We start from the raw sequence: 12,731 nt of genomic DNA on the forward strand, positions 1-12,731 counted from the left end.
TTTAAAATTCAAAGTGAAGTCGAATCTGGGCAATGGCGCTGCGTTCCAACGTCATCGTTTCCTTTTCGGTAATAATAGCAATGGTTGTATCCGTATAATCACCGAGTTCACCGGTAAATTGTTTGCTACCGTTTACCGGTTTAAAGAGTTGGACATCCACCTTACTTCCTTTGTAACGGATAAAGTCTTTTTCTTTCTTCAATACGCGATCAAGTCCCGGCGAAGATACTTCCAATAAATAGTTTTCCTTAATCGGATCCTTCTTGTCCAATACTTCGCTTAACTTTTCGCTGACCATCTGGCAGTCGTCCAAATCAACACCGCCTTGCTTATCGAGATATACCCGTAAGTACCAGTCGCGCTCACGCACGTATTCTACGTCGACCAGCTCCATATCGGTATCTGCAATAATGGTCTCCACAATCGAAGTAACCAACTCTTCTACTGCTTCTCGTTTCATCGCTGTCGCCTCCTTTATATAGTTTTCTATCTATGCTGCGATGGTTAACTCTCGTCAGTATAAATTAAAGAGTGAGCCAAAGCCCACTCTTTTAACAGTTTATATAAAAGTCATGTAACATTATATCATCAAACACATAGATGCGCAAATAAAATGTACATCGCTCATGTTCATTAACCGACCTTGTATCCGCATGCATGTGAAACGGTGATAACGTCATTCCATGAAAGTGATTACAGGCGTCCTGCCAAGTCCGTCAAGATATCTTCCAAATGCTCGCGAAGCACTTGCTCCAGCTTCGGAAGTGTCTTCGCATCTAAGCGATGGCTGATTTCCGGGAAGTTATGTCGTCGCAGCTCCGCAAAAAATTCATCGCGCAGCACATTGTAAAACAATAATAAGCCGGACCGATCGTCGGGACGACAATACTCACAGATGATATAGGAGCCGTTGATCATGCGTATCGCTTTATCCGGCGTAATGTCCCTTACAAATTCACCAATGCGCGGCGGCAATATGTCTTCATACTTCCAAGTAGGTAATTGTTTGTTCTTATACGCGTAGGTAAATCCTTTTTCCGGAGTAATCAGCAACGACGTCAATCCCTCTACACAACGCGCTTTCATGCCATCCCAATAGGATGTTACCTCTTCGCGGACAAAGCTAATGTCAGTAAACTCAAATAACGGCATGCGTACATGCACGGTATAATCCTCGACTTCCTTATCGTACAAGGCTTCCCATCGCCATCCCTTGTCATTTTCATAAGAAAAGAGATGATAGCCCGCATCATCCGCCGTGCGTTCGACAGTAAGCGTAAAATCCGCAATTGTCGGTGGCAACCAGGAAAAATCCAGGTCCTTGCATGCTTCAATAATTTTTTCCACTGTTACCTACCTCTCTACTTGCCATCAGTTACATCTTCATACAACTCGGTGTATCGTTTTTGGTTGGCCAGTACACTGCGTACATAATTGCGCGTTTCCCCGAAAGGAATCGCATCAATATCATTAAAGCTATCGTCCCAGCCGTATTCCTTCATCCACTCTTCCACGTGACCGCGCCCGGCATTGTAAGCAGCCAAGGCTAAAATTTCATTGCCCTTGAACTCGTCCAATAAATATGCCAAATACCATGTTCCCAATTTAATATTGGTAGCCGGTTCCTTAATATCTTCGTCAGTCATTTTTGGCTGATTGAGTTGTTCCGCAATCCAATGTGCCGTGTCCGGCATGAGTTGCATAAGCCCCATAGCGCCCGGAGCCGACTTGGCATCTTCTTTAAACTTACTTTCTGCCAATATCACACCGGCCACCAATGACGGCGATACCTTATTTTCCTGTGCTGCCGTCACTACGATTTCTCTGTGATCGAAAGGATACGCGTAAAGCCTTGCCAAACATGGCATGCCATAGCTGTAATAATACAGTCCTACAATAATGGCTGTCCAAGCCAAAAAGGTCTTACCTCGCACCGTGTCCCTCCTTTACCGCGCCTGTAACGCAAAAAGATGTTTCTTTCCATTCCATAATACACGTAACTTCTGTTCCAATTCTTCCGGTGTACCGTTATTATCGATGATCTGATCACTGTACGGACGCTTCTCATCGAATGACATTTGACTGGCGATTCGGTGACTTGCTTCTTCCTCCGAATAGCCGTTGCGCTCCATCAAGCGATGCAGCTGCGTTTCCGGCGATACATAAACTAGCCATACTTCATCCATGTCTTTATACCATTCCGTTTCAATCAAAAGCGGAATATCATAAATAGCCGCCGCATAGCCTTGAGCCTCCAGTTGCTTTGCTTTTGCATCAATCGCTTCTTTGATAAAACCATGCAATAATGCATTCAGCTGTTTGCGCTTTTCTTCATCGGTAAATACGATAGCACCGAGGGCTGCTCTATCCAGCGTTCCGTCCGTTGTTACTATATCATCTCCAAATGCGTCGCGCAAGGCTGCCAGCCCCGGCGTACCGGGTTCCACCACTTCTCTCGCTACCAAATCCGCATCGATGGCTACCGCACCATGCCGTAAAAGCCAATTAACAACTGTGCTTTTCCCCGAAGCGATGCCGCCGGTTAATCCGATTTTATACATACCTGTTCCTCGATTCTTTATTTTTGGCAATGTGAACAATACACTGTATGACGACCGCCCAATACAGTGTCTTCCAATATGCGCTTGCATCGTACGCAAGGTTTACCGGCACGGCCGTAAACAGCGAGATACTCTTGATTATGTCCCGCTTTACCTTCCCCGTTACGATAATCCCTAAAGCTTGTGCCACCACGTTCCAAGCTGTCCCGCAACACCTTTCGAATGGCCCTGTGCAAAGAAGCACATTCTTTTTCGGTCAAGCTGTCTGCCCGGCGGCGCGGATGAATTCGCGCCAGAAACAGCGCCTCATCCGCATAGATATTGCCAATGCCGGCCACATATTTTTGGTTAAGCAAAAATACTTTAATCGGTGTACTGTGACGCGAAGTCATAGCATACAGCTTTGCTCCCGTAAATGCCGTGCTCAGCGGCTCAACCCCCATCTGCAATAAGCCGGGCAAATCAATATCCTTCGCCGAAGCAAAAAGGTATAGCGCACCTAACGTCCGGATATCACCAAAGGCTAACACACCGCCATCGTCCAAATAAAACAACACTCTGTCAAATCGTTCCATCCTCGGCGTACTGCGATAAATTAAACGTCCCGTCAGTTTTAAATGAACAATAAGCAAAGTCCCGTCTTCCATGGAAAGCACTAAATATTTCCCGCGACGCTTCACGCCGGTAATCACAGCATCGGTCAATACCTGCGATGCGACTTCAGCTGTTGTATTACGCCACATCCGCGGCAGCAAGGAATCGATCCTACCGATGCGCTTCCCTGCCACTTGACTGTCGATGTAGCGTCGTATCAATTCCACTTCCGGTAATTCAGGCATAGTACCTCCTATTTTACATCCGCCCATGTAGTGGCACTATGTACATCGACAATAAGCGGTACTGCCAGCTGTACTACCGATTCCATACATTCTTTCAGCAACGCTTCTACGGCATCCTTTTCCTCATTGGTAACTTCCAGCACCAATTCATCGTGCACCTGCAATAAAAGTCGTGATGTATAACCGCCGTCACGGAGCCGTGCCTCTACCTTATTCATGGCCAGCTTAATAATATCCGCCGCCGTCCCTTGAATCGGCGTATTCATCGCCGTGCGTTCCGCAAAGGAGCGACGATTGAAATTACGACTATTAATATCCGGCAATGCACGCAAACGACCGAACATAGTCCGTACCGTTCCGGTTTCATGAGCCATCGCTACCATAGCATCCATATAAGCTTTAACCTTCGGGTAGCGACTGAAATATAAAGAAATATAATTCTTAGCTGCTTCGCGCGTAATTCCCAAATCACGGGACAAGCCAAAATCACTGATGCCATAGATAATTCCGAAGTTAACAGCCTTTGCGTGCGATCGTTCTTCCGATGTTACCTCTTCCGGGGATTTTCCCAGTACCTCGGCCGCCGTGAAGCGATGGATATCCATGCCATCGTTAAACGCCTTGATCAACGCCGGATCTTCGGATAAATGGGCCAATACACGCAATTCGATTTGCGAATAATCCGCGCTTACCAACCAATCATAGCCTTCGCCGGGTAAGAACAAGCCGCGAATTTCTTTTCCCTTTTCCGTCCGCACCGGAATATTCTGTAAATTCGGATTGGAGCTGCTCAATCGTCCCGTCGCCGTCACCATCTGATTAAAGCTGGTGTGAATACGTTTCGTATCGGGATTGATCAAGTCCTCCAGACCATCAATATAGGTAGATAATAGCTTGGCTACCGTGCGATATGCCAGGATATCTTCCACAATCGGGTGTTCCGCGCGCAGCATATCAAGAACCTCCGCATCTGTGGAGAAACCTGTTTTTGTCTTTTTAATCACCGGCAGTTGTAAGGTTTCAAACAAAATATGTCCCAACTGTTTCGGCGAGTTAATGTTAAAGGTTTCGCCGGCTTCCTCGTAAATACGTTGACGAAGTGTTTCTACTTCCTCGGTAAAACGCTGACGCAGTGCTTGCAATCGTTCCGGATTAATATAAATACCATTCTTTTCCATCACAGCCAGAGTATACACCAGCGGAAGCTCTACATCCTTATATAAGTCCCACAGCTGCTGTTCCTTCAATAGATGTACTGCCGGACCATACATAGCCTGTAACGCCACAGCCGTCCCGGCTAATTCCATCGCACCGCCGTCGGGCACGGCAGGTACCTCGAATCGTTCACACAAATAGCCGATGCCATAATTGGTACGCGTCGGATCGGCCAGATACGCCATTAGCGTAACATCATAAAGACGAACAGCTTCGGCCTCATCCTCTGTGTTTGATGCCGCAGTATAAATAGCAATATCTGCCGGTGCCGTCACACCCAACATTTCCAGTAGCATTTTGCTATCCGTTGTTATGACGGCTTTTGCTTCATTGCAGGCACGCAATACTGTTTCACGATTGGCATCATCACCGCCCAAACGAATCACATTATCACCATTACTGATGAATACTACCTTAGGATCCCAAAACGGAGATGTCCCGGCAGCCTCAAAAGCGATGGATATCACTTTATCCTGCCAGAAACTAGGCACAAAGGCTTCTTTTTCCTGCCAAGTAATCTCCGGCGGATTGGCAAAATCAGCAAACAGCGAATCACTATCACCGGTATGCGTTGCGCTTTCCTCCAGTCCCATTGCCCGCATCAATCGCGGCGTTACGGCGTGAAATCCCAGCTTATCAAAGAGGGGAATAAATTCCGTAGTATGTGCATGTTGTACAAAATCCTCCAATGTATACGGCAAATCCATGTCCGTCTTAATCGTTGCCAATTCACGGGATAAAAAGGCCAAGTCCTTATTTTCCGTTAAGCGTTCCTTCAATTTTTTCCCGCTTACTGCTTCAAGATTATCATATACGCCTTCCAAGCTACCGAACTGGTTCAATAATTTCAATGCCGTCTTTTCACCGACGCCGGGAACGCCGGGAATATTATCCGAGCTGTCCCCCATAAGCGATTTCATTTCGATGACTAACTCCGGACCATATCCGTAAATTTCCTTCATCGTATCCGGTGTTACCGTCAGCATGTCGGAAATTCCCTTTTTGGTAAGCAGCACGCGACTGTACTCATCAACCAATTGCAGGCTGTCACGATCCCCCGTAATAATATACACATCGGTGTCCGCGTTGCCCAGGGACTTACTGAGAGAACCGATAATATCGTCCCCTTCGTACCCTTCCTCTTCGATCACTTTAATCCCCAATGCCTCTAACACTTCACGGATTAACGCAAACTGCGGGCGTAAATCGTCCGGCGCATTGGGACGGTTTCCCTTATAGTCCGGATATAGTTCCGTACGAAATGTTTCTTTTCCTTTATCAAATGCCACCGCAATATAATCGGGATGGATTTCATCATACAATTTTGTTAGCATAGTTAAGAAGCCGTACACTGCATTGGTAGGAACACCTAATGCATTATTCAGCGGCGGAAGCGCAAAAAAAGCGCGATACAGTAAGCTACTGCCGTCTATAATCATTAATTTACTCATAACACACCTCGCATTTCATATCTTCCGCTATTATACCACAAATCCTGTACTATAAGGTATTGCGCAACGCTAATCTCTATGCTATAATTATTCGAGTATAATGTTAGTACATAAGGAGGTGACTCAATTGCCGAATATCAAATCCAGTATTAGAAGCGTAAAAACGGATGCTGAACGTCGTGCGAAAAATGCCGCTGTGAAATCCCAGATTCGTACAGCAACCCGCAAAACGGTTGAAGCTGTTCAAGCCGGCGCAGTAGAAGATGCTAAAAAAGCACTTGTTCAAGCTACTAGCGTAATTGATAAAGCAGCCTCCAAAGGCGTTCTTCATAAAAACACGGCAGCCCGTAAAAAATCTAACTTGGCTGCTAAGGTTAATGCTCTTTAATCAGCTGCAGAAAAGACTATCGAATACCGATAGTCTTTTTTTATTCCCCAAAACGATTATATAAAAAGAGAGTTATAGGACAAAACAAAACCTCCGTCCCGTATCGGTATCATGACCCATACAAGACGGAGGCTTTTATTTTATGTACGTTCTACTATTTTATAGATGTTCTACTGTTTTATGTACGTCTACTATGTTGAATACGTTCTACCCGTCTACTATATAACAGACCTTACATCGTATTCACAACATACTCAGATATTATTGCGGCAGCGCCACTACCGTATCAAATACATCGGCAGCCGATTTAATTTTCTGTTCACCGCCCATAACACTGACGTGATTATCTTTCATGACAGACTCTACTACATCAGCCAATGCACGGATATCCTCTTGCGTACAAGCAATCACCTGTTCGCGGAATTTGCGTTGTTTTTCTTCGCTGCCTTCTCCGAAGTAAATACCCATAGCTCTGGCACCACGCAAAGACGGTGTTACCGGCAAATCAAGATTACTCATGGTGCCGATAATATATTTGCGCATTTCACGTTCCGATACGCTGAACTGACGGAGATACGCCGGCAATTCATCATAAACATGCAAGGACTCCGTTAAGTTAGGATCGCGGTAGCTGCAGAATACCATATTGCCGTTGTTATAGAAATTAGCAAAGGCACCGTAGGCTCCGCCTTGAACGCGGATGCGAATCCACAAATATTCATAGCGCAGGATATTTTCCAAGACACTCATGGCACCTACATGGGTATAGCCATGATCCTTGAAATTACCGCCTTTCGCTACATACTGTACCTTACCGCTGGTGATGATGCCTTCATTTTTGTAATCACCTGTAAATGTTAACACACCGGTAGGTAATACAGCATCCGGCCATGCGCCGATAACAGGTGTTACTAATTCCTTAAAGCGCGCATACTCTTCTTCTTCACCGACGAACATCACATTTAAATTGGACGTACGGAATAATTTGCAAGACACGGCTGCCAGCTTTTCACCTAATCGGGAAAGACCGTTTTCATCTTTTACCAATTCCGCTAATCGCGCAAAGTAACCTAGGCCATCAGCCTGACGAAAACGTCCGATGTCGGATACCTGCGCCGTTACCTGTGTGGAAACCAGCGTATGTCCACGGCGGAAGGCTTCCGTATCCCATACGGCCTTTTCTTCTTTTACAAGCTCTGTTAGCCGTACCGCATCCGTGTAACGACTGTGATACAAGAGTTCATCGATAATGCGAACCAACTCTTTTAGTTTACTGTGCAATGCTTTTGCACGCACCACCATCAACGGTGTGTATCCATTGCGATCACCGCTCTTACCGATGGCTGTCATATCAATACTGAAACCGCCCAGGTTTAAATTAATATCGTTGGCAATCGCTTCATAGCTGTGCGCGTCCGTATCGACCCGACCGATACAATCGCTGAGCACTTCCGCATAGAACAGTTCCTCTTCCGTCAAGCAGTCTACGCCAAAGTAGAACGCCGTATAGTTAATCCCCTTGGCTGCCGTCGGGATAAAGTGAAGTCTTGCGGCCCCCAGTGTTTCTTCGCGGCGTTCGATATGTTCTACGTCGGGACTTAAATCGCTAAGCTCCAACAGCGGAATCGTCGCCAAGGCTTCCGGAGAGTCCGGTGCTTCCTGCCGAGCCTTCAAGGCTTTTGTCTGTTCTACAATAGTTTCCAATTCTTCCTTGGACATGGATGCTTTAAGAGCCGCCAACTTTTCTCGTTCTGCCGCTTCCTTCTTTTCCTGCATCCCCTTTTCCGGATAAATGGATACCAATGCTTTGTGAGTATTTGTAAGAATATAGTCGGTAATCAAAGTTTCAAAATAATTACCGTTCAAGCCTTCACGAATTGTACGCAACGCTTCTTCATACGCTAAAATTTCAATCGGATCACGATCGTAAATCCAATTATCCATAACGCGAATGCCGTAAGCCAGCCCGATCGGACGACCGCCGAAATCGGCTTCACGCAAAGCAAATTCCGTACTGTTTAAGGATGCTTCCAACATTGTCTTATCAAGACCCTTAGCCACCATATCGCGGAGGGTATCTTCTACAATCGTCTGCAGCTGCCTTTGTTTATTCATGTCGGAGCCGGTAGCCGTAATGTTCCAAATCGGCTGACGCAAGCTGTCCAAATAATAACCGCTAATGTCCGTGCCGATACCTGCTTTTACCAACGCTTGTTTCAACGGTGCTGCCGGCGATGTCAGTAAGGCATGAGTAATAATTTCAAAGGCCAAGCTTTTTTCCGGCGTCATCTCCGGCATTACATAGGTCAAGGAGTGCATGCTCCGTCCCGCTTCGTCTTCATCCTTGCCGATGCTATACGGGTACGATGCTACCTTGCCGGCTTTGAACGGCGCTTGTAAGCCGATTTCCGAATCTACCGTAATCGCATCAAAGTCAGACAGGTACTCATCATTAATAAAATCCAACTGTTCCTTGATGTTCATCTGTCCGTACAAGAACATATAGCTGTTGGACGGATGGTAATAGCTGTGGTAAAACGCTTTGAAGGCATCGTATGTTAAATCCGTAATATAATCGGGATCACCGCCGGATTCTACACCGTAGGTAGTATCCGGAAAGAGTTCCGACATCATGTGACGTTCCAAAATAGAATCTGCCGAAGAGAATACACCCTTCATTTCATTATATACAACGCCTTTATACGTCAATTCGTCATCTACGGAATCCAGTTCGTAATGCCAACCTTCCTGCATAACAATCTGCGGATCTTCAGCTACACGCGGATGGAATACCGCATCAAGGTATACATCCATTAAATTGTGGAAATCCTTGTCGTTCTTGCTGGCTACCGGGTACATCGTTTTGTCCGGATAGGTCATGGCATTAAGGAACGTATTCAACGAACCTTTTACCAATTCCACGAAAGGCTCCTTCAGCGGAAATTTTCTAGATCCGCACAATACGGAGTGTTCCATAATATGAGCTACCCCGGTACTATCCTTCGGCGGCGTCCGGAACGAAACGGAAAAGACCTTATTCGTATCCGGTGCATCAATATATAACAAACGTGCCCCCGATTTTTCATGATGCAGCAAGTACGCTACACCATTGACTTCCTTTACCGTCTCTACACGTTCTACGCGAAAGCCGGCATATGTATCGTTAACTTTCATTAAGCTATCCCTCACTTTTAAATTGTTCTTCTTAGCGTAGGCTGTAAATACATTTTAAATTGCTTTCACTCTACTTTTAAATTGTTAGCAATTATCATTTTCACAACCTAACATCTGTATTATAACACGAACGGATATTCTTTGCTACCGCTTCCCGGAACGAGCTTTTTTACCATTTTTATGCGTAGCTTCTTTTTTCTCGCCGCTATCCTTTGTATCGACTACGGGCTTTGCCAGCGCTGGATAGGATCGATACAGCCAATCGCGAACACTGTCCGACTCGAAGCCCTTACGCCATGCGGCAAAACCTGCGATTCCTTCTTCGCCTACAAGAGCCAGCTTCTTTTGTAAAGAGGTACTGTCTTCAAACCAAATATCCGTGCGCGTATATGCCGATCCATGATTACGCGCAGGGCTATTGTGTACTGCAGTAGATGTGTTGGCTGCGTTAACTATATCGGATGTATCGGATGTTTCGGATGTTTCGGATGTATCATCCTTAACTCCGTCCTTATTCACAGCAATAGTTGCTCCCTCCGCTTTTGATCTCGTCTCTGCCGGAGCGCGCACTACCTGTATCGGCACTATACCGAACGGTGTTTCTTCCTCATCTGTTTCCTTTGTTACTGTTATTACAGACGAGCTTTTAGCCGATAGCCCGGACAAACTCTTAGGGGATACGCCGGATGAACTTTTAACCGTCGCCCCTGTAGGATGACTCGCATAGGCAGATACCACATCGGCTATATCTTCCTTTAAGGCGTTACGGATATCCGCATTCTCTGTAGAGGTATCCGAAAAGGCAACATGGTACAATCCTTTTTTATCATCCCATGTAACCGATTTGGCATGTGTGGTGCGAATCACTTCACTATCCGGCATCGCCAATGTTTTAGAGCTTGCCTTACCCGGTTTCCCATCGGCACCGATAGGTGTTGTCCATGTGCGCATGTAAAACGGTACCCCCAGGACAGTTTTCTCTGCCGGAATTTCCTTAATGAGCCGTTCCAAATTACGCTTAACCCAAGGATAGCTGGCCACCGGTCCTGCTACGGGACTGGCTGCCCACGTTTCATCATAAGCCATAAGAACCATGTAATCCAACGACTTTGCCAACGCCGGACGATCATATACCAATGACCAGTTAGGGCTGTCCGAGTATCCCGTAACATCCATTGAGGTATATAAATTATACGCCTGCAGTCCTTTACTCAAATGTTCTACAAAGGCTGTTAATCGATCCTTATCTTTAAACGCAATGTTTTCAAAATCAAAATTATAGCCGTCATAGCCATACGCCAAGGCATAGCCTGCCAACTCACGCACATATTCGTCCCAATGACCGGGGTCGGACAAAATGGTATGTGTCAATGTAGGATTAAATTGATTTGTAATCAACGGCCACACCCGATAGCCTAAGGCCGTGTAATTCATGACGTACTCTTCACTGGGTATCCCCGTGGTCTCCACCGTTCCTTTATGGCTTAATTGGAACCAGCTGGGAGAAATAATAGATGTACCAGCAGCGGTCAATGCTCGTTTATATGGTGTACCCGTCGTAGCCGTAGGGTCGAACGCCCAGGCCAACGGTGCCTCTAATGCCTGTTTTACCGGTTTTTCCACTGCGCCTAACTGCGGTGACAGAAGGATACCTTTTTTATTCCGTTGCATAACAACGCCTAATGCCGATGATGTGCGACTAAGATTTACATACTCCTTGCCATGGCGTTGTACAACCGGCAACGGAACCGTACGCTGACCCGTCCCGTTGCTGAAAAGCATATCGCCGGCAGGACGCAACCCTTGTAAACGTACCGTGTATCCTCGTTTTGCTTTCACAATGTGGTTTAAATTTGCTTTCTCATATACCGTGAAAGGCACCAAAACCTCATTGTTTTCAACAAGCGCTCCTTCATCAGCCGTCTCTATCGATCCGAAGGCACCTGCCACCGAAATCGGTATTTGCGGCATCATCGTCTGTTCATTGTCCGAATCGACATCCGCACGCTGTGTATGCTTCGGAGCTTGCTCCGCACGGACTACCGTTGTCACTGCCTGCGGCGTTGTTTTGTGCTGTCCTGCTTTTACCACTGTTATTGTTGCGGCCTGTACAGACATCATCGAGCCGATGCCTAGCCCCAGTGCCGTTACTATCCATGTCTTGGTCATGCGTTTTTTCTGCATGAAATATCCTTCCTTATTCTGCGGCTATCGATTGATACATGCCAAACAGCTGTACTGCCGTTGCCGTTTGCCGTAATTCTTCGACAGCGGCCGACACATTATCGTAGCCTGTACTCATATCCAAATCAAAGAAAAATTTATATTCCCCCAATCGTCCCTTTGTGGGACGTGATTCGATGCGAACCAAATTAATACCGCGCTTGGCGAAAATGGCTAAGCCTTCGTAAAGCGATCCCGGTCGCAAGCCATCCAATTCGCACAGCAGAGATAACTTATGTACCTCTCCCTCCGGCTTTGTCAGCGAAGCCGCACCATGTCTGACCATGATAAACCGCGTTACGTTTAACGTATTATCCTGAATCTCATCGGTCAATCGCTTTAACCCGTACGTTTGCCCCAACGCCAATCCGCCGATAGCCGCCATGGCAGTATCGCCTTTATCCGCTACCCATCGCCCGGCCTCCGATGTGGATGCCGTTTCGTGACAATCTGCCTGTGCCAAACGATCCGTAAGAAAACGTTTACATTGTCTAAGTGCTTGCGGATGAGAATAGACTTGACGAATACCGGCCAACTCACTCCCCGGGATCCCCCATGCATAATGGCGAATAGGCATAGTAATCTCACCGCAAATAGCGACATCATCATGCTCCGTCAAATAATCCATCGTAGTAAGCACACTACCGCCCAGTGAATTTTCCACCGGCACAAACGCAACATCCGCTTCATCGAGCATGCAGGCTTCAATGGCACCATCAATCGTACTTATGGGCTGACGTTTACCTTCTATACCGTGGATAGCACAGTAACGCTGCAACGCCTCTTCCGTAAATGTTCCCTGCGGACCTAAATAACTGATTCGCATGTGTGTCCCCCTTTTCTCTACTGCACAGAATGATTTTATTATAGCACAGGTCTC

General features: G+C 46.4%; 10 protein-coding genes. 1 reads left to right on the plus strand and 9 read right to left on the minus strand.

Features of this window, described 5'->3' with window-relative positions; all coding sequences use genetic code 11:
• Position 1: 1 nt before the first annotated feature.
• The 6 genes from G344_RS0109420 to polA all read right to left on the minus strand — a co-directional run bounded on the left by G344_RS0109420 (position 2) and on the right by polA (position 6,066).
• A complete protein-coding gene (locus G344_RS0109420; RefSeq protein ID WP_028255992.1) occupies positions 2-460 on the minus strand; it encodes a ribosome maturation factor RimP in 459 nt (152 codons plus the stop codon).
• A gap of 233 nt (positions 461-693) precedes the next feature.
• Positions 694-1,347 (minus strand): hypothetical protein, encoded by a 654-nt coding sequence (locus G344_RS0109425; RefSeq protein WP_028255993.1) that lies wholly within the window; start codon positions 1,345-1,347, stop codon positions 694-696.
• A 14-nt stretch (positions 1,348-1,361) separates the two neighbouring features.
• A complete protein-coding gene (locus G344_RS0109430; RefSeq protein ID WP_028255994.1) occupies positions 1,362-1,934 on the minus strand; it encodes a lytic transglycosylase domain-containing protein in 573 nt (190 codons plus the stop codon).
• Between the two features lie 12 nt (positions 1,935-1,946).
• On the minus strand, positions 1,947-2,561 hold the full coding sequence (gene coaE / locus G344_RS0109435; protein WP_028255995.1) for a dephospho-CoA kinase: 615 nt from the start codon (positions 2,559-2,561) through the stop codon (positions 1,947-1,949).
• Positions 2,562-2,578: 17 nt separating this feature from the next.
• Entirely contained in the window at positions 2,579-3,400 is an 822-nt protein-coding gene (gene mutM / locus G344_RS0109440; RefSeq protein WP_028255996.1) for a bifunctional DNA-formamidopyrimidine glycosylase/DNA-(apurinic or apyrimidinic site) lyase, read from the minus strand.
• Positions 3,401-3,408: 8 nt separating this feature from the next.
• Entirely contained in the window at positions 3,409-6,066 is a 2,658-nt protein-coding gene (gene polA, locus G344_RS0109445) for a DNA polymerase I (protein ID WP_028255997.1), read from the minus strand.
• Between the two features lie 127 nt (positions 6,067-6,193).
• Between polA and rpsT the strand changes: the two genes are divergently transcribed.
• Complete coding sequence (gene rpsT, locus G344_RS0109450) at positions 6,194-6,454, plus strand: 30S ribosomal protein S20 (protein WP_028255998.1); 261 nt, start codon at positions 6,194-6,196, stop codon at positions 6,452-6,454.
• Between the two features lie 261 nt (positions 6,455-6,715).
• Here rpsT and G344_RS0109455 read toward each other — a convergent pair whose 3' ends face one another.
• The 3 genes from G344_RS0109455 to pheA form a co-directional block, all read right to left on the minus strand.
• Entirely contained in the window at positions 6,716-9,628 is a 2,913-nt protein-coding gene (locus G344_RS0109455) for an insulinase family protein (RefSeq protein ID WP_028255999.1), read from the minus strand.
• A 144-nt stretch (positions 9,629-9,772) separates the two neighbouring features.
• Entirely contained in the window at positions 9,773-11,812 is a 2,040-nt protein-coding gene (locus tag G344_RS11585; RefSeq protein ID WP_051245898.1) for a glycosyl hydrolase family 18 protein, read from the minus strand.
• A 13-nt stretch (positions 11,813-11,825) separates the two neighbouring features.
• The gene (gene pheA / locus G344_RS0109465) at positions 11,826-12,677 is read right to left on the minus strand and encodes a prephenate dehydratase (protein WP_028256000.1); all 852 of its coding nucleotides are present in this window, start codon (positions 12,675-12,677) and stop codon (positions 11,826-11,828) included.
• Between the last annotated feature and the right edge of the window lie 54 nt (positions 12,678-12,731).

Origin of the sequence: Veillonella magna DSM 19857, from assembly GCF_000428745.1 — a bacterium.
Classification (GTDB): domain Bacteria; phylum Bacillota; class Negativicutes; order Veillonellales; family Veillonellaceae; genus Veillonella_A; species Veillonella_A magna.

What these genes read in the sequence shown, in the direction of transcription:
- G344_RS0109420 (WP_028255992.1), bottom strand. Translation starts at nt 460, where the DNA reads ATGAAACGAGAAGCAGTAGAAGAGTTGGTTACTTCGATTGTGGAGACC.
- coaE (WP_028255995.1), bottom strand. Translation starts at nt 2,561, where the DNA reads ATGTATAAAATCGGATTAACCGGCGGCATCGCTTCGGGGAAAAGCACA.
- mutM (WP_028255996.1), bottom strand. Translation starts at nt 3,400, where the DNA reads ATGCCTGAATTACCGGAAGTGGAATTGATACGACGCTACATCGACAGT.
- polA (WP_028255997.1), bottom strand. Translation starts at nt 6,066, where the DNA reads ATGAGTAAATTAATGATTATAGACGGCAGTAGCTTACTGTATCGCGCT.
- G344_RS0109455 (WP_028255999.1), bottom strand. Translation starts at nt 9,628, where the DNA reads ATGAAAGTTAACGATACATATGCCGGCTTTCGCGTAGAACGTGTAGAG.
- G344_RS11585 (WP_051245898.1), bottom strand. Translation starts at nt 11,812, where the DNA reads ATGCAGAAAAAACGCATGACCAAGACATGGATAGTAACGGCACTGGGG.
- pheA (WP_028256000.1), bottom strand. Translation starts at nt 12,677, where the DNA reads ATGCGAATCAGTTATTTAGGTCCGCAGGGAACATTTACGGAAGAGGCG.